At 53.8% G+C, this 17962-nt stretch carries 19 protein-coding genes and 1 tRNA gene; 12 read left to right on the forward strand and 8 right to left on the reverse strand.

All coding sequences use genetic code 11. The annotated features are described in order from the left end of the window. Positions 1 to 338: 338 nt before the first annotated feature. The 3 genes from rpsA to aroA form a co-directional block, all read right to left on the reverse strand. Positions 339 to 2042, reverse strand: coding sequence for a 30S ribosomal protein S1 (gene rpsA, locus K355_RS0120285; RefSeq protein WP_022733999.1), 1704 nt, complete (start codon positions 2040 to 2042; stop codon positions 339 to 341). 234 nt (positions 2043 to 2276) lie between these two features. Then, entirely contained in the window at positions 2277 to 2921 is a 645-nt protein-coding gene (gene cmk, locus K355_RS0120290) for a (d)CMP kinase (protein WP_022734000.1), read from the reverse strand. A 60-nt stretch (positions 2922 to 2981) separates the two neighbouring features. Next, the gene (gene aroA, locus K355_RS0120295) at positions 2982 to 4325 is read right to left on the reverse strand and encodes a 3-phosphoshikimate 1-carboxyvinyltransferase (RefSeq protein ID WP_022734001.1); all 1344 of its coding nucleotides are present in this window, start codon (positions 4323 to 4325) and stop codon (positions 2982 to 2984) included. Between the two features lie 359 nt (positions 4326 to 4684). On the opposite strand from aroA, the gene K355_RS0120300 reads away from it, so the two are divergent. The 3 genes from K355_RS0120300 to K355_RS0120310 all read left to right on the forward strand — a co-directional run bounded on the left by K355_RS0120300 (position 4685) and on the right by K355_RS0120310 (position 5797). Continuing rightward, complete coding sequence (locus K355_RS0120300; RefSeq protein WP_022734002.1) at positions 4685 to 4990, forward strand: FYDLN acid domain-containing protein; 306 nt, start codon at positions 4685 to 4687, stop codon at positions 4988 to 4990. A 98-nt stretch (positions 4991 to 5088) separates the two neighbouring features. Next, positions 5089 to 5164: transfer RNA gene (locus K355_RS0120305), tRNA-Ala, on the forward strand. Between the two features lie 168 nt (positions 5165 to 5332). After that, a complete protein-coding gene (locus K355_RS0120310) occupies positions 5333 to 5797 on the forward strand; it encodes a YtoQ family protein (protein ID WP_022734003.1) in 465 nt (154 codons plus the stop codon). 21 nt (positions 5798 to 5818) lie between these two features. On the opposite strand, the gene K355_RS0120315 is transcribed toward K355_RS0120310, so the two are convergent. The 3 genes from K355_RS0120315 to K355_RS0120325 all read right to left on the reverse strand — a co-directional run bounded on the left by K355_RS0120315 (position 5819) and on the right by K355_RS0120325 (position 8706). Further along, positions 5819 to 6988, reverse strand: coding sequence for a pyridoxal phosphate-dependent aminotransferase (locus tag K355_RS0120315; RefSeq protein ID WP_022734004.1), 1170 nt, complete (start codon positions 6986 to 6988; stop codon positions 5819 to 5821). Further along, a complete protein-coding gene (locus tag K355_RS24565; RefSeq protein WP_022734005.1) occupies positions 6985 to 7656 on the reverse strand; it encodes a TetR family transcriptional regulator C-terminal domain-containing protein in 672 nt (223 codons plus the stop codon). The genes K355_RS0120315 and K355_RS24565 overlap by 4 nt, the downstream gene beginning before the upstream one ends. A 93-nt stretch (positions 7657 to 7749) precedes the next feature. Continuing rightward, a complete protein-coding gene (locus K355_RS0120325; protein WP_022734006.1) occupies positions 7750 to 8706 on the reverse strand; it encodes an NAD(P)-dependent oxidoreductase in 957 nt (318 codons plus the stop codon). 102 nt (positions 8707 to 8808) lie between these two features. Between K355_RS0120325 and K355_RS0120330 the strand changes: the two genes are divergently transcribed. From K355_RS0120330 to K355_RS0120345, 3 genes are all read left to right on the forward strand, one after another. Further along, entirely contained in the window at positions 8809 to 9585 is a 777-nt protein-coding gene (locus K355_RS0120330; RefSeq protein ID WP_081649576.1) for a class II aldolase/adducin family protein, read from the forward strand. A gap of 606 nt (positions 9586 to 10191) precedes the next feature. Then, entirely contained in the window at positions 10192 to 10410 is a 219-nt protein-coding gene (locus K355_RS0120340) for a hypothetical protein (protein WP_022734009.1), read from the forward strand. Positions 10411 to 10671: 261 nt separating this feature from the next. Then, positions 10672 to 11595 carry a 50S ribosomal protein L11 methyltransferase gene (locus K355_RS0120345; protein ID WP_022734010.1) on the forward strand — a complete coding sequence of 308 codons (924 nt, stop codon included), beginning with the start codon at positions 10672 to 10674 and terminating at the stop codon, positions 11593 to 11595. 75 nt (positions 11596 to 11670) lie between these two features. On the opposite strand, the gene K355_RS0120350 is transcribed toward K355_RS0120345, so the two are convergent. Continuing rightward, positions 11671 to 12645 (reverse strand): class I SAM-dependent DNA methyltransferase, encoded by a 975-nt coding sequence (locus K355_RS0120350; RefSeq protein ID WP_022734011.1) that lies wholly within the window; start codon positions 12643 to 12645, stop codon positions 11671 to 11673. A gap of 254 nt (positions 12646 to 12899) precedes the next feature. Here K355_RS0120350 and K355_RS0120355 point away from each other — a divergent pair, with 254 nt between their 5' ends. From K355_RS0120355 to K355_RS0120380, 6 genes are all read left to right on the forward strand, one after another. Further along, complete coding sequence (locus tag K355_RS0120355) at positions 12900 to 13340, forward strand: YeeE/YedE family protein (protein ID WP_022734012.1); 441 nt, start codon at positions 12900 to 12902, stop codon at positions 13338 to 13340. Further along, positions 13340 to 13762: a DUF6691 family protein gene (locus K355_RS0120360; protein WP_022734013.1), complete on the forward strand. Its 423-nt coding sequence runs from the start codon at positions 13340 to 13342 to the stop codon at positions 13760 to 13762. Before K355_RS0120355 ends, K355_RS0120360 begins: the two co-directional genes overlap by 1 nt. Before the next feature lie 175 nt (positions 13763 to 13937). Then, positions 13938 to 14663, forward strand: coding sequence for a glutamine amidotransferase-related protein (locus K355_RS0120365; RefSeq protein WP_022734014.1), 726 nt, complete (start codon positions 13938 to 13940; stop codon positions 14661 to 14663). 208 nt (positions 14664 to 14871) lie between these two features. Next, positions 14872 to 16572: an adenylate/guanylate cyclase domain-containing protein gene (locus tag K355_RS24570; RefSeq protein WP_051146052.1), complete on the forward strand. Its 1701-nt coding sequence runs from the start codon at positions 14872 to 14874 to the stop codon at positions 16570 to 16572. Positions 16573 to 16782: 210 nt separating this feature from the next. Then, positions 16783 to 17280: an Hsp20 family protein gene (locus K355_RS24575; protein WP_022734016.1), complete on the forward strand. Its 498-nt coding sequence runs from the start codon at positions 16783 to 16785 to the stop codon at positions 17278 to 17280. 15 nt (positions 17281 to 17295) lie between these two features. Further along, positions 17296 to 17562 carry a DUF1150 family protein gene (locus tag K355_RS0120380; protein ID WP_022734017.1) on the forward strand — a complete coding sequence of 89 codons (267 nt, stop codon included), beginning with the start codon at positions 17296 to 17298 and terminating at the stop codon, positions 17560 to 17562. 83 nt (positions 17563 to 17645) lie between these two features. Here the strand turns inward: K355_RS0120380 and K355_RS24580 are convergent. Next, positions 17646 to 17962, reverse strand: a 317-nt coding sequence (locus tag K355_RS24580; RefSeq protein WP_022734018.1) for an integrase core domain-containing protein, incomplete at its 5' end; no start/stop codon positions are given.

The raw sequence follows: 17962 nt of genomic DNA on the forward strand, positions 1-17962 counted from the left end.
AAAAATTTCGCGAAATTATACCTTTGCCTGCCCATTCCCCCGAAATGAACGGCAAAATTGAAGACCCTATACAGTTTTCAGTGGCGTTTTCCCATGCATGCCAGTGCGTTTGCCAGCAGACAGAAACAGTGATGACGGGTTGAACCCGCAGGATGAGGGAGGGAGAGAATCTGGCTGAGTGCTTAAAGCACAGAATTGCGCGAAAGCCGGTAGGTCAAATACTGGAAATCAGGGACCGGGAAAAAGTACCAAAAGCACAAAAGAAAACGGGCCGCGCAATGCGCGACCCGTCCTTTCGACCCACACAATGTGCAGACCGTATTTCGTCGGAAGCTGGCTTATTCGCCGGTTTCCTGTTTCTTGCGCAGAGCTTCGCCGAGAATATCGCCGAGCGATGCACCGCTGTCTGCCGAACCGTAATCCGCCATTGCTTTCTTCTCGTCAGCAACTTCGAGTGCTTTGACAGAGAGGCTGACTTTGCGGGTTTTGGCATCGATCGCGGTAACACGTGCGTCGATTTTTTCACCAACTGCAAAGCGTTCCGGACGCTGTTCTGAACGCTCACGCGCCAGTTCAACTTTACGGATGAAGCCTTTCAGCTCGGTGTCGCCAACAGACACCTCGATGCCACCGTCGTTAACTTCGGTGATTTCACAAGTGACAGCTTCGCCACGTTTGATGCCGGTGACAGCTTCTTTGAACGGATCGCCCGAAAGCTGTTTGATGCCGAGCGAGATACGCTCTTTCTCAACGTCAACGTCAAGAACCTTGGCTTTGACGACGTCACCTTTTTTGTATTCTTTGATGACTTCTTCACCAGCGCGGTCCCATGACAGGTCCGAGAGGTGAGCCATACCGTCGATGCCGCCGAGCAGGCCAATGAACAGACCGAATTCGGTGATGTTCTTGACTTCGCCTTCGATCTCAGACTCGACCGGATGGGCTGCAACGAAGGCATCCCAAGGATTCGAGGTGCACTGCTTGAGACCAAGCGAGATACGACGTTTCTGTGCATCAACGTCGAGCACCATGACTTCGACTTCCTGCGAGGTCGAAACAATTTTGCCCGGGTGGATGTTTTTCTTGGTCCAGGACATTTCGGAAACGTGGACCAGACCTTCGACACCAGCTTCGAGTTCGACGAATGCGCCGTAATCGGTGATGTTGGTAACGCGGCCTTCGAATTTCGAACCGACCGGGTATTTGGCTTCGACACCTTCCCACGGATCAGCTTCAAGCTGCTTCATGCCAAGCGAGATACGCTGGGTTTCGCTGTTGAAGCGGATAACCTGGACTTTAACAGTCTGGCCGATCTGAAGGGCTTCTGACGGATGGTTGATACGTTTCCAAGCAATGTCGGTAACGTGCAGCAGGCCATCAACGCCACCAAGATCGACGAATGCGCCGTAATCGGTGATGTTTTTGACAACGCCGTCAAGAACCTGACCTTCCTGGAGGTTCTGGATCAACTCAGCACGCTGTTCAGCACGGGTCTCTTCGAGAACTGCACGACGCGATACCACGATGTTCCCGCGCGAACGATCCATTTTCAGGATCTGGAACGGCTGCGGGTTGTTCATCAGCGGGGTAACGTCACGTACCGGACGGATGTCAACCTGGCTGCCCGGCAAGAATGCCACGGCGCCCGACAGGTCAACGGTAAAGCCGCCTTTAACGCGACCAAAGATGGTGCCGTCAACGCGTTTACCTTCGGCGAACTGTTTTTCAAGCTCGACCCAGGATTCTTCGCGACGCGCTTTTTCACGCGACAGAACGATCAGGCCATCTTTGTTTTCGTAACGGTCAACATAGACATCGACGGTATCGCCAATGTTTACTTCGCCGGTACCAAATTCTTTAAGCGGAACGCGACCTTCGGATTTGAGGCCAACGTCAACGATTGCGTCATCGTCAGTTTTCTTGACGACCGAACCGGTCATCACGCGACCGACAAAACCTTCGTCTTCAGAACCAAGGGTTTCGGCCAACAGGGCGGCAAAATCTTCGCCAGTTGAGAATTGTGCTTCTTCAGCGGTGGTCATAAACCAGACTTCCTTTCGAGTATCGTCACTATATTCTGGCCAACCGGTTGTATCCGGTGGTCTTTGCCGCAACATCGCGGCGATCGTGTCAGTCAACGTCCAAACCCGGACAGATATAAAAGGCGAACCTTCCATACGCGAAAAGGTGAACGCACAAGTCGTTCACCTTAGGGACAGGTCATATGACCGGCACCTCGGGATCGTTCATCGCCTGACGGTTAAAACGCCCTTTGATCAGTCATCCGCACTCATATGAGTATGGATATGTGCCATAACGGCGTCATACACTGCGTTGGCATTCAGACGGTCCGTATCAATGTGGATTGCGTCTTCTGCCATCTTGAGCGGTGCGACATCGCGGGCACTGTCTCGGGCATCCCGTTCTTCAAGCTCTTTAAGAACGCGCTCGTATATAGCAGCGGGATTTTTTTCCTGCAACTGTTTGAACCGACGGTTTGCACGTTCTTCGACCGAAGCGGTCAGATAAAACTTGATTGGGGCCTCGGGACAAACAACCGTTCCAATATCGCGACCATCCAGAACCGCCCCGCGTTTGCCGTCCGGCGGGGTGGTGGCAAGACGGCGCTGAAAATCAAGAAGCGCCGCGCGAACCATTGGAATTGCTGCAACTTTTGAGGCAGCAGTCCCGACCTTTTCGCTGCGCAACGCATCGCCGGACAAATCATCCGCATTGAGGTTTTCGGCCACTTTAACCGCAATAGCCTCATCCGCAGGGTCGGCTTTTTGGGCCAAAACTTTTGCGCCGGTTGCGCGATATAAAAGTCCGGTATCAAGGTAAGCATAGTTCATTGCGTCCGCGACTCGACGCGCCAAAGTCCCCTTACCGGATGCTGCCGGCCCATCAATGGCGATGATCATTTGCTTCGCTCCCTGTGTGTACCTGATTATATAGTTGCTCTCTATATTGGGTCAGATTGATCAGGAATGCAGCGCAAATTTTGCGCCCATGTCACCCATCAGCTTTTCAAAGCTTGGGAAGCTTGTGGCAATCGGGTTGGCATCATCCACCGCAACCGGTTTTTCCGCCCCAAGACCAAGCACCAGAAACGACATTGCGATCCGGTGATCAAGATGGGTTTCAACCATACCACCGCCCGGAACTGCCCCCCCCGTCACAATCAAATCATCGCCTTCGATCCGGTGAATAACGCCGTTGGCCTCAAGCCCCGCCGCAACAGCGGCCAGACGATCCGATTCTTTCACGCGCAGTTCTTCAAGATCGCACATGCGGGTTTCACCCTCCGCATAGGCCGCGGCAACGGCAAGAACCGGATATTCATCAATCATCGACGGTGCACGATCTGCCGGAACAACAATCCCCTGCAGACGATTTTTACCGGTCACGACAAGATCACCGATGGTTTCACCGGCTTCTTCGCGTTCGTTGGTGATCGTGATGTCACCGCCCATTTCAATCAGGGTGGTAATCAAACCGGTGCGCAGCGGGTTCAAGCATACATCGCGAATGGTCACGTTTGAGTCCCGATGGATCAGGGCCGCGACCAGCGGGAATGCTGCTGAACTCGGATCAGTCGGAACAACAATATCGGCAGCCTTCATTTCAGCAGGCCCCGTCAGGCTCACCGTACGCCCACCGTCATCATTGACCTTCACATCCACATCGACCCCAAAATGACGCAACATGCGTTCGGTATGATCACGTGATGGTTTGGGCTCAATCACGGTGGTTGTGCCGGTGGTATTGAGCCCTGCCAGCATCACGGCCGATTTCACCTGGGCGGATGCCATTGGCAATGTGTAGGTGATCGGCTTTGCCTCATCAGTCCCAATGACGGCCATTGGCGGACGACCACGATCACGGGTAATGAATTTCGCACCAAATTCGGCCAGCGGATCGGCCACACGGCCCATCGGGCGTTTGCACAGCGAGGCGTCGCCGGTGAAAAAGGTCGTGATCGGATGGGTCGCAACAATGCCCGCCATCAGACGAATGCCAGTCCCGGCATTGCCCATGTCAATCACACTACCGGGTTCGCGAAGTGCACCAACACCGACCCCGGTCACATGCCATGTGCCATCATCATCGCGGGTGACGGTCGCACCCAGTTTGCGCATGGCGTCCGCCGTTGCCAGAACGTCTTCACCTTCGAGCAGCCCGGTGACCTTGGTCGTGCCAATCGCAAGACCGCCAAACATCAAGGACCGGTGGGAAATCGATTTGTCACCCGGAACCCGGATATCGCCTGAAATCGGACCTGCTTTGGCCGATGAAAGCGGGCGTTTGGTCTGCGAAGAACTCATGGAGCCATACCTGTCAGTAACGATTTGATCATCATTTGTGGGCCAACTTGAAAAAGCATCGCGCTGCAGCCTTGGTTTTAGCGCTCACGAGCCATTCAATCACCGGGGCAAAGCTCTAGCACAGGCAATTGTAACGCACCAGTATCGAACCCAAATTTTGACAGGTGAATTACACCATTTATGAAGCAGAATTCCATCATCGTCACAGTGAATAGGAAATAGCGTAATTTCCTTTTGACAAGGCGGCAACAAGATGGCAATTGGGCTTCTTAGACATGATGATACGCGCAGCTTCGCAGCACCTTGCGCTTAACAGCCATACTCTTCGAAGATCACGGTAATTAAGAGGATTTGCCGTAATGTCAGCACGCGGTAAGAAACGTCACTGCCTCGCCTGCGGTACCAAATATTACGATTTGAATCGTACCCCGGTCATCTGCCCCAAATGTGCTACGCCAGATGGCGTGACAAAGGTCAAGAAAGCCGCGGTTGCCAAACCGGCACCTGAAGAAGACGAAGATGTCGATGACGTCAACGATCTTGATGACAATGATGATGTGGATGTCGACGACGACATTCTCGAAGATGCATCTGATCTTGGTGAAGATGACGATGATCTCGGAGAAGTCTACGAGCACGTCGAATCAAACGATGATGATCGCTAAGATTTTTTGAAAATAGGTCTTGCCAATATATGGTGAACCTTCTAAATATGCGCCGCGCCGCAGCCCAAACCTTGGTTTTGTTGCGACGCGGACAAAGTGGGGCCGTAGCTCAGTTGGGAGAGCGCTACAATGGCATTGTAGAGGTCGTCAGTTCGATCCTGATCGGCTCCACCATTCAAAACCCGTTGCCTTTGGCGACGGGTTTTGTCGTTTCGGGGCTTATTTGACTGGCATCTGTTTCCCCCACCCCATGGAAGAAATGCGGATGATGCACTAGCATGCAACATCGACCCATCGGCGAGGACAGTCGCCCCATCACGATAATCAAACAGGGAGAACACGATGAGCATGGTTTGGACCGTTTATTTGTCAGGCGAAATCCATAGCGACTGGCGCGAACGTATCGAGACGGGTGTTAAGGCATTGGACCTTCCGGTGGAACTGGTCGCCCCGATCACGGTGCATGAAGATTCAGATGATTGCGGGGTCGCCATTTTTGGCCCTGAGGACAACAAGTTCTGGCATGACCGTAAAGGCGCGCAGCTCAACGCCATGCGCACCAAGAGCTTACTGGCCGGTGCTGACATCGCGATCATCCGCTTTGGCGAGAAATACAAGCAATGGAATGCCGCCTTTGATGCCGGCCAGGCGGCGGCCCTGGGCATCCCGTATATTACGCTGCATCCGACCGAGCATGATCACGCCCTTAAAGAAGTTGACGCTGCTGCCAACGGTGTTGCGCGCGAGCCTGAGCAAGTGGTTGATGCACTGGCCTATATCATTCGTGGTGACATGCCAAAGTCATAGGATCAGACTGCGGATCTTTTTCTATGACTTTGTTTCGGCGAATGCCCGAATGCGCCGCGTGGCTTCGCGAAGGTCCTCATCAGGTACGGTAAGGGCCACGCGGATCAGGTTTTTGGCGTTTTCACCAAAAGACGTGCCGGGCATGACGGCGACTTTCTGCTCATCCAGCAGGCCCCATGCGAATGCTTCACCGTCAAGCCCGGTCGCACCGATGTCAATCATGGCAAACATGCCCCCCGATACCTTGCCAGGTTTGAGGTGCGGGCAACCGGCAAGCTCGGTTTCGATCAGATCGGCGCGGGCCGCATAACTTTTGCGCATCCGTGCGGCAGTATCGAAATTCCCGCGCAGCGCCACCTCGGTCATATCGGCGATAAACGGCTGATTGCCAAACAGGATGGTTTCAGAAATCGGCAAAACCTTGGTGCACAGCTCCGACGGTCCAACCGCCCAGCCACTTCTGAACCCGGTGGCGGCAAAGGTTTTCGAGATCGAGGACACGACAATTGTGCGACCCCGCAATGCGTCGATTTCAAGCGGGGAGGCAAAGGTGCCGTCAAAAATCAGGTCCTCATAAACCTCGTCACAGACAATCCAGAGATCATACTCACAGGCAATTTTACCAAGCTCAACCAGTGTCGCCGGGTCTAGCAAGGCGCCGGATGGATTGTGCGGGGTGTTGAGCAACAAAACGCGGCTGTCTTTGGTGACCGCCGCACTCAGATCATCGGGCTGCATGATGAAGCCATTTTCAATGCCCAGCGGAACGGGTTGAAGCACCCCACCCGAAGCCCGGATAATCCCGGCATAGGTCGCATAATAAGGATCGCCGACAAGAACACCCTGCCCCGCATCGACCAGTGCCGTGATCACGGTATAAAGGGCGGTCTGGGTGCCGGGAAAGCACAGGACATTGTCCGGTGCGATATCGGGCCAGCAGGGTTTGTATTTATCGACAATGGCACCGATCAACCCATCTTCGCCACGGCCATTGGAATAATGGGTGCGACCGCGCCGCATAGAGGCTTCGCATGCGTCGATCAAGGCGGGGTCAATCGGAATGTCGGGCTCGCCAATCGTTAGCTCGATGATTTTTTCGCCCGCTGCCCCGCGGTCACGTGCAGCATTGTGTATAGCCCATTTCGCCCCGCCAAGTTCGGCGAGACGGTCGGTAATTGCGGCATATCTCATGAGACTTCACTTTGTGGTTGCTGGGACGGTTGAGCATTGGCAAGCACGCCGGACGGAATTCCCAAAAGGCGTTCACTGGCCTCGATCACCAAGTCGGGCAGAATATCCTGACCATACAGGCCGGAATTCAGGGCTCCTTCCATCCACAGACCATCAATCAAACCATTCAGTGCAATCGCATGGCGCTTGCAGGCGGCAATACTGTGGGGGCGTTGATGGTTGATGAGAACAGGCTCGATCAAGGTTTCAAGGACATTAAGGAACTCACGATATCCGTCACGATGAATTTCCGCGAAGTCTGCGTCATGACGGACGCGCCCGATAAACGTAGCCCAAAGCGATACTTTTTCCTCGGACATATTGGGTGCTGTCATATTTGCGCGCAGAAACCGCGCCAACTGTGTTTCAGGGGCCGCCACCGTGTGTTTTGCACTTTCGCTGGCCTGCGCAGTAAGTTGGCCGACGAGATAGGCATAAGCATTTCGGATCATATCGTCTTTATTACCGAAATAATGGCGCACCAAGCCCACCGTCACCCCGGCTTCTTCGGTAATCCGGCGCACCGTCGCACCATGCAGCCCATGGCGGGCAACACATGTCAGTGTCGCCTCCATCAAAGAACGGCGGCGGTCATCAAGGGAAAGACGCTGGAAAGTTTTTCTGCTCATCACCTGTTTCCGAATGGCGTGTGGATCGCGTGTCGATCTGTCATTTATTATACAATCGATTAATTACAAAAGATAATCAAGGCTGGCGCAATTCTAATATCCCTGCGCCGGATTGACCGACAGACTAAGCGGCGCGCCCGACAACAGCTCCCGGGCAGAGAGCAAGACCTGCTCAGAGACAACATGAGGCATTGTGTCACTTGCGATATGCGGGGTAATGCGCAACCGCTGATCTTGCCAGAATGGATGGTCGGCTGGCAGGGGTTCGGTGCGAAATACGTCCAAAGTTGCGCCGCTCAGTTGTCCGTTTTCAAGGGCGGCGATAAAATCTGCCTCCGCAAGATGTTCGCCCCGACCGATCTGCACAAGCCAGGCTCCCTTGGCCAGCCTGCTAAATAAATTGGCGTTCAGGACGTTTTCGGTATGGGTCGTCAGGGGCAAGGTATTGATCACCACATTCACGCCCACGACTGATTCGGCAACGGAATTATCCCCGGTGAAATAGGTAACGCCCGCAACCGGGGCCTCTGGCGGACGGCGACAGGCGACGGATACCGCAAATCCCACCGCCACCAGGGCACGCACAATGGCCGCCCCCATCGACCCATTGCCCAACACGACAACTTTAAGGTCGGCAGGGGCGCGGATTGGCAAAGGATCCCAGTTTGCCGCCACCTGATTGCGCGCCATTTGGGAAAACTCACGTTCAAAATGGACAACTTCATGCACCGCATAACCTGCCATCAAGTGGGCCTGATGCGGATCGCGGACCCTGCAAACTGCAACGTCTTTGTTAAGACCAGAATGATTAAGCAACGCATCAACACCCGCGCCCACAGACATCGCCATTTCCAGATTGGGATATGGCGCAAAGGCATCTGGCCCGGGCAGCCAGCATGCTGCAAAACGAATGTCTTCGGGGCGGGTGACCTCGTCAGGGTTCAGCAGACAAACGTCGGGGGCCGCACCCCCGAAATCGAGCGAATAATACGTTTTTAGATCCATCGTTTCGCTCAAAAGAACACCATAAATCCGCTCGGCGGTCGTCATAAAGAAAAGTCCCCAAAGAAAGTTTGCGCAAATGCTCCAACCTCAGTTAAACAAGTGTATATCAAAGAGTAAAGCCGTTTGATCAAATCAGGTGAGGACAACATGCAGAGCGCCAATCAGAAAAAAGCCGGAGCAAAAGCCCCGATGAGCGACGCTGAAAAGCAGACCCGCATTGAACTTGCCGCCTGTTACCGGCTCGCCGCCCATTACAAGATGACCGACACCATCTACACCCATATCTCGGCGCGCGTACCGGATGAGCCGGGGCATTTCCTGATCAATCCTTACGGTTTTATGTGGGAGGAAATTACCGCCTCATCGCTGGTTAAAATCGATGTCGATGGCAATAAAATCGACGCCTCGCCACACCGGGTAAACCCGGCAGGATTCACGATCCATAGTGCGGTTCATATGGGTCGCCACAGTGCGGCATGGGTGATGCATACACATACGCGTTCAGGATTCGCAGTGTCATGCCTTGAAGAAGGACTGCTGCCGCTGAGCCAAATCGCGCTGCAGTATTACAGCCAGGTCGGCTATCACGATTATGAAGGCATCGCACTTGACCTTGACGAGCGCGGCCGGATCGTTGACGCACTTGGCAACAACGTCGCTCTGATCCTTAGAAACCATGGCCTTCTGACGGTTGGCGAGACCGCCGGACAGATGTTTTCCAACATGTTTTACCTCAACCGGGCGTGCGAGATTCAGGAATCGACCCTGTCCATGGGCCGCCCCCTTAAAAAAATCGATGACGCGATCATAAAGCGGGTATCCGAACAGTTTGGCCAGATGGCCTATGACGATGGTGACCTGCTTCTTGAATGGGACGCACAGATGCGCCTTGCCGATCGACTTGATCCGGGCTTTCGGGACTAGGGCCTGAAACCCGCTGGTAATTTTTTTGCACCCAACTCCGCAGGAAAGATAGGTGCAACGCAACATAGCGCGCTCGTTATTTTGTGCGCCGCAGAGCATGACGTGACCATGGGTCATGAATGATTAAAATTTAATCGAATTATTATGCTGCATAAATTGTAATCAAATACATCCTTGACACCCACCCAGCACCTCCATACCATTGATCTCAACATCGGTCAGGCCGATCACATATCGGCATGTTTTGGGGCCGGTTTGGAACATCTGAAAAACGCAGATTCCAAATCTATCGCATTTGAATACAGCACCTTGTACCGACGCACGGCAGGTGTAATGCGCAAGAGCTTAAAAACCAAAACGGGTTAATTGACAAAATTGGCCCTTATGACCTCCCGGTGGGCAAAGCAGTGGTATGATAGGGTTCCTGTCACACGAGATATCCACTGCCGACGTTACCATTTGACCGGGGTTTGCACATTGGTCGAACGTGTTCCTGTTTGCGTGGCTCCGCCGGAGCGAAGGAACATTAACCGCACCAACACGACACCACCGTCTTTGGGCGGTTCGCCGACGTTCCTACTCGCCAGAAGACAAGGAGAACATGGCATGCAAGACTCAAACACAATCGATTGCAACGGTTTGTCCCCAGCCCCGACTGTCCTGCGAATCATGCAGGCGCTAATTGGACGGAAAGACAGCAATGTGCCACTGAATGTTCTGGTTGGCTCGGATTGCGATTGTGCACGCCTGTCTGTTTCGCTTGGCGATCTGGCTGACGATGTCCAACTGGCAAGCAATCTTCGCCAGTTTGCGACCATCAATTAAAGACAATTTCAAGCCTCGCCTGCGCCGGGCATAGACCCCGGCCAAACTTCCTTTTTAGACGCCCTAAAGGTGTCACATCGCGGCTATTTGGCCGCGACGAAAACAAGGCTCTTGCGTATCGGCACAGGACTGTCGGCCATCGCTGACAGCCGCAAGGGTCCCCTACGCCTTTATGCCTGCCCGATGTGGTGGTTTCGCCCATGACGATCACTTTCCCGCCTCAACCCACGACCGGTTGATGCGCACACAACAGGAAGCATTATGTTTGAAGACCCGGCCAACGACACCGCCGAACGTCATCGAAAGCAAGGCACAGAACCCGAGGCACCAGATTTCGCCTTCGATCCAGATGATCCGTGGACACAGACTTTTCAGGCAGGGCTTGAACGGGCCGAGCTTAAGGGAAAAACCGTCTATGAGGTCGGTGTTGGCACGGGTGTGAACCTCGCATTTATTTTGCGCACCTGTGGCGCAGCACGTGCGTATGGCAGTGATCTTGACCCGCGTCTTGTCATGCTGGCCGAACGTAATCTTCGCAGCTTATCGCCGCAACACGCCGAACATTTTGAGCCCGTCCACGGCAGCGTCAGCCTTATCGACACGGACGACGCACGTAGCAAAATCACCAAGACCGATGTTGTGATTGCCTGCATCCCGCAAGTCGGTGAACCAAATGACCTGCGCCTGACAGCCTTCCGAAAGGCACAGTCTGTCGAACTTCCGGACGGCGCGGAGACACAAGCCGAAGATCATATCGCGCATTATTACCCGTGGACCGCTTTTGACGAATATCCCTACAACTCTGTTGGGCTGGGGTTGAACGAAGCACTGTTGCGCCGCATTCGTCAGCATGCACCCAAGGCACAGGTCGTGATGAATTTCGGGTGCCGCATCGGATCAGACATCATTTTTGAATGCTTTGAGGCCAATGGATATCGTCCTGAAAAGCTTGCGTCAAAAATCGTGCACCAACATGTCGGCACAGATATTTCGTTCTTTGTAGCCCTCGAAAAGGCCCTATGCGGAACTGACCTTGAAAAGCAGCTTGTCTGCAAATTCTATGCTGACCCGGATGGCACACACCCGCTTTCAGCCACAGACGCGCAGCGCCTGATCGAAAAAGACCCGCATGTCGATCTCTATCACGAAGTCAGCGTCATTCGCGGAATCCCCATCGAGAACTAGCCGCCAGCCATAGTCAAAACCCGCAACCAAAGGCTGCGGGTTAAGGTGTTTCGGTTTACGTTTCGAAGGGCCGGATCAATGAACCGTTTGCGCGACCGGCAAGTCTTGTTCGCGCAATTGCGCAACATCGCCCGCCAAAAGGTCCAGCCCGTCGATTGCGCGGACCACCATGATGCGACCTTCAACCGGATTTCCCTTTTCCTGACGCAAGGTTCCATAGGCATCAGACAGAACAGCAAAGCCGCATTCACTCAGCCATTCATCCATGGCCCGTTCGTGATGGCGGAACCGCTGACCGGGCCCAAGGTCATAGGGGAAGACATCCCCGTGCTCGAGGCTAAAGACCATAAGCCCGCCCGGTTTCATGCGCGCATGTGCCGCGCGTAACGCAGGCGCAAGATCGCCAAGGTAGTTCAGCACATCGGCCGCTACCACCAAACCATAACCCGTCTCAAGCGCGTCGGGCATTGCGGTGATATCCCCGGCAATCAGGGTCCGATACAGGCCCTTGGCCTGTGCGCGGTTGATCATGCGGGGTGACAGGTCAATGCCATCAATCATGTCGACCGCACCGCCAAAGACTTCTGCGACAAGCCCGGTACCACAGCCAAGATCAAGAACCTCAATCGGGCCTGCCATCGCATCGAGTTGCTCGCGAACTGCTTCAAACAACAGTTCCGGACCCCGATAGGACAAGCGATCGCGCAGGCTGATTTCAAAGCGCGGCGCATAATCATCAAACAATGCGCGCACGTAGTCAGGCGGCAAACGGTCCCGCATGGCAGCCGCCCCCAAAAGGGTCAGGCGCACTTCACCACCCATACGGTCAATCGGATCAAGGATAAGATACTGACGGTACGCCTCAATCGCGTTTTCGGCCTCACCCGCGCGCTCATAGATGTCGCCAAGGGTAAAGTGGGCTTCGTCCCACCTTGCATCAGCCGAAATTGCCGCTTGTGCCACTTCGGCAGCAGCAGCGTAATCGCCCTGCGCAACCAAGGCCAGGGCAACATCAAGTCGCCGACTGGCCAACAGACGATCTGTGCTCATCTCTATTTTGAAATCCGAAAAGACCGCAGCACAATGCACGCGGCGCCTCAACCGTATGTCGCTATATCTGCCAATTTCCGGGCTTTGGCAAGATGGTAATGAATCATCGGCAAAGGCGGATAATACACACAGTATTTTAGCGCCCTTTGGTACCTCGGAATTCTTACTTTTTGGTCTCAATGCTTCCTCTTAAAATTGACAAATTAATTATTGCGCATATTTTAATATAAATAAATTTCACAACGGATATCGAGATGGAAAATTTCACACCCGTTTCTGCGTTGATTGGCGGTGGACTGATTGGCTTGGCGTCAGGCATGTATCTTTTGCTCAATGGCCGCATCGCCGGGATCAGCGGCATCGTTGGTGGCTTGCTTGGACGTGGCGGCAATGACACCGGTTCGGCAACCTTCGAACGGCTTGCCTTTGTGATTGGATTGATTGCCGGTCCATTGCTTTTACTGATCGCCTCCCCGATCAAGGCCACCAGCCTGGTTACAAACCCGATGCCAATCATTGTGATTGGCGGTCTTTTGGTTGGCTTTGGCACCACACTTGGCAGCGGCTGCACCAGCGGCCATGGCATTTGCGGTCTGTCGCGGTTTTCAACGCGTTCGCTTGTTGCCACTGTGTCGTTCATGGGGGCCGGTTTTGTAACCGTGCTTGTCACCCGCCATCTGATCGGGGGCCTGTGATGCGTATTTTTGTTTCCCTGTTATGCGGTGCGATATTTGGTGCGGGGCTTTATATTTCCGGCATGATTGACCCGCAAAAGGTTCTTGGATTCCTTGATATCTGGGCAATCGCCGATGGCGGCTGGGACCCGAGCCTTGCCTTTGTTATGGGTGGCGGATTGATCGTTGCCATACCGTTTTTCCAGTTTGCCAAGAACCGAGACGAAGCACTGTGTGGTGGCAAAATGGGGCTTCCAACCAACCGCAGAATTGATCGAAAGCTTATCGTTGGGGGCCTGCTGTTTGGCACTGGATGGGGGCTTGTCGGCTATTGCCCGGGGCCTGCGATAAGCGCGCTGGCGTTTGGTCAAACCGATACCATCATTTTCGTCGCTGCGATGCTGGTCGGGATGGTCGTCTGCCGTGTTAGCCGCCTGAACTAAACGGCACGTACAGACCCAAGTGACGACAGACCGTGCAACCGCCCGCACCCAAAGCCGGGCAGTTTCGCACTTCTGGTTAAAATTTGTCTGAAATCTCGCAGGATCGGACTTGTCTTTGGCGCTAAAATCTCATACCTGCTGATAAGCGCCACACCAAAGTGCAAGAAGGTTCTGCATGAAAATTGGTATCCTTGAAACCGGTCTTGCCCCGGAAGAACTTCGCGAAGAATTCACAAGCTATCCAAGCATGTTCGAAACGCTTCTTGGTGCGGTTGACCCCAGCCTTACTTTTGAAACTTGGTCCGTCTTGCAAGACCAGTTTCCAACATCAATCAACGATGCGGATGGCTGGATCATTACCGGGTCCAAACATGGCGTTTATGAAAACGCACCCTGGATGATCGAACTGCAACAGTTCTTGCGTGACGCAGTATCGGCCAAATTGCCGGTTTTTGGTGTTTGCTTTGGCCATCAGATTCTCGCCACAGCCCTTGGCGGAAAAGTCGTCAAATCCGACAAGGGCTGGGGTGTTGGCGTTCATGAATATGCTGTGACAACAGGCGAAAATGACTGGCTGGCCGACAGTGCGCCCACCATGCGCATTAATGCGTTTCATCAAGATCAGGTCGTCGAGCTGCCCGAAGGTGCGACCGTCTGGGCACAGTCAGATTTCTGCCCTTACGCCGGCTTGCAGTATGGCGAAAATGCCGCATCGATCCAGCCGCATCCGGAATTCATGCGCCCTTATGAGCAGGCGCTTCTCGAAATGCGGTCCGACCTGCTGCCAGATGATGTGCATAAGACGGCAATGGACTCGCTTGAAACACCGATCAGCAGTACCGATTTTGCCAAATCAATTGTCAAATTCATGACCCGCAAGCGCGTGCAAAACGCCGCCTGATTGCCGTCGAGATATTGATCCTGAGTCTAAAAGCCATCAGCATCCGTTGGTGGCTTTTTTCATGGCCGTTTTCGCGCAACGCTTTATCAACCAAAAGTATTGTACGCTTTTGGACAATTCATGGTTTGATGCACACTCATCCGCAAACATTGACCATCCAAGACCCTTTGCGCACGGCAACACACAACAGACACGAGCACCCGACAAGATGATCCAGAACCTGCGTCTGTATTCAGGACTGACAATGTTTGCCTATGTCCTGACCCATCTGCTTAATCATGCAGCGGGGATCATATCGCCGGAATTTATGGAAACGGCGTCTGATTTCAGCACAGGACTCTGGAAGTTCCCACCGCTTGAGATTTTGCTTCTGGTGTCGCTTGTCACCCATTTCATATTGGCCACGGGCCGACTGACCGGGCGCCGGTCGCTGCGCCTGCGCAAATCGGAATGGGCGCAGATGATCTTGGGGCTTTGCATCCCGTTTCTTCTGTTTCGCCATATCATCGCAACCCGCGTCATTGATCTGGGATTTGACGTTGAATCACCCTATGAGCGGGTATTGCTTGATCTGGCCGTATTTCTGCCCAGTCAGGGGATCCTGCAAGCCATCACCGTCATTGTCGTCTGGACCCATGGCTGTATCGGCATTCATTTCTGGCTCCGAGTTAAACCGTTCTATCCCAAATGGCGCAACGTTTTGGGCACGCTTGCCATTCTGATCCCGGCCCTGTCACTTGCCGGATATGGTGCCGCCGCAGCCGAGATCATGCGCCGGGTCGAAGAAGGTGGGCGAAAGTATGTTTTCGGTGTGCTTGAAGCCGCCAATGTCAACGATGCGGCTATTGCCTTTTACGAAAAGGCATTGATCCCCTGTATCATCCTGACCATCGCATTGGCCGTCGCCCCCTTTGTCGTGCGCCAAGTACGCCAGACCATTGACCGGGTCAAACGCGGGCCGATCCTGAACCTGCCCAACGGCCGCACCGTCCGTGTACCGCCCGGTGCCACAGCCCTTGAAGCATTGCGCGATGCCGGCGTTCCAATGGCATCAGTCTGCGGCGGGCATGGTCGTTGTACGACGTGCCGCCTGCATTGCGGGTCGGGCCTTGATCAGCTTGCCGAACCCGGCCAGATCGAAGCCGCCGCCCTTAAAAGCATTCAGGCACCCCACGGCATGCGCCTCGCCTGTCAAATCAGACCGCAGAACGATCTGGCAGTTGTACCCTTGATGGCGCCAAACGCATCTGCCCGCGATGGCCGCCGCCCCGGCGGGCTGTCGGGCAGCGAGCGCCAAGTGGTCTCGATGTTTATTGACCTGCGCGATTCGACCCGTCTGGGTGAGATGAAAATGCCCTATGACGTATTGTTCATCCTCAATCAGTTTTTTGCCGAAATGACCGAGGCACTGCGCAGCACAGGCGGCTATTACGCGCAATTTACCGGCGACGGATTGATGGCGCTTTATGGTCATGAAAGCGATGATACCGAACGCATGATCCTCAATGCCTTTGAAGGGGCGGCCGAAATGTTGCGCCGGATCGAGGGGCTTAATGACCATCTGAAATCAGAACTTCCCCATGCCTTGCGGATCGGGATTGGCATTCATATGGGCAAGGCAATTGTGGGTGAAATGGGCCCACCGGGCCGCGAAAACATCAGTGCGATTGGCGACACCATCAATACCGCGGCACGGCTTGAAGCACAGACAAAGGGACATGGCGTTCCATTGGTGATTTCAAAGACCCTGTTTGATCATGGACCGATCCCCTTGCCCGAGAATGCCGTACTTCATGAAGTCGCACTGCGCGGTAAGGATCAGTCTGTTGCCTATTATGCCCTTGATGCCATGCCAGACTTAACCGGGGCAATGACGCGACAGGGCCAGAAGCCCGCACTGGCAACCTGACAAACCGGCATATCGGGTTTCGCAATGCAGCGTTTCCAAGCCAATTGATACAGGCAACACTTGACTATTTCGGTGAAAACCACATTTATTCGAATATAAAGTACCGTTCGGTGCCGATAGGATCGGGTCGAACAAACAGGCGCCCAAAAACGCATTCTGCGTGGGGTCTGACCACTACTCACACTCGCTCTGACGGAGGAGGTGCTGCAAATGTCACGAATTTCCATGTTCAACAGCCCGCTATTGCTGGGTTTTGATCAGATTGAACGCGTTCTCGATCAGGTTTCGAAAACCAAGGCAGAAGGCTATCCGCCCTACAACATCGAACAGATCAGCGAAAACAAGCTGCGCATTACCGTTGCAGTTGCCGGATTCGCCGAAGACGATCTGTCTGTAACCACAGAAGACAACCAGCTCATTATTCGTGGCAAGCACACCGAAGAGGACAATGAGCGTATCTATATCCACCGCGGTATCGCGTCACGACAGTTTCAGCGTTCCTTTGTGCTGGCAGAAGGTATAGAAGTCGTTGGTGCTCATTTGGATAATGGATTGCTTCATGTTGATTTGAACCGGCCTATTCCTGAACCTGTCGTGCGTGAGATCGCCATTGGGTCAAACAAGAAGAAAGCCGTATCATCGCGTACAATCGACATGAAAGTGGATGACGAAGACAGCAAAGCCGCCAACAAAAGCAGCGATGCCTAATAAGGAGTGGTTCAAATGACAGACCGCACTGCACAGCTCAGCCCGAAAAGTACCCCACGCGGGGCGCAAGACACCGGCCTGTTGTCGAATGTTGATTTCGCAATGCTTGGTATCCATGATTTCGCCTATGTTCGCGAAGTCCCAAGCAACGAAGAAGATAGCGAAGAAATGGTCTTTGGTGTTTTCACCGCTGACGGCACGCACATTGCGTCCTTTGACAGCCATGCTGTCGCGAATGCGGCAATCCGCCAACATGATATGGAACCGCGCGCGGTTCACTGATTAAGGCGCAAATCAGGGCGCCCGCATCGGCCTTGAGTTTGAAGCAACACGAACTGTGCCGTCCTAAAATACGTTGACGGTTTTCAAGGAGCCAGCGGATATCGTCCGCTGGCTTTTTGATGCACTTGTTCTGGTGTTTGCATCGCCAGTGCGAAGTGCGGTCGCATGGTATTGTATGTCTGTATGGCCTCCTTGACCAGTTGCCTGAGATCTTCGAATGTCTTGCAGCGGTGAAACAGGAATTCCTGTTTGAGAATGCCGTTGATGCGTTCGGCCAGCGCGTTCTGATAGCAATCATATCCATCTGTCATCGACGGAGTGATCCTGTGTTTGCGCAAGACAGATTGATAGCAGCCAGAGCAGTACTGTAATCCCCGGTCAGAATGATGGATCAGGGGAT

It is taken from the genome of Thalassospira lucentensis MCCC 1A00383 = DSM 14000 (assembly GCF_000421265.1).
Classification (GTDB): domain Bacteria; phylum Pseudomonadota; class Alphaproteobacteria; order Rhodospirillales; family Thalassospiraceae; genus Thalassospira; species Thalassospira lucentensis.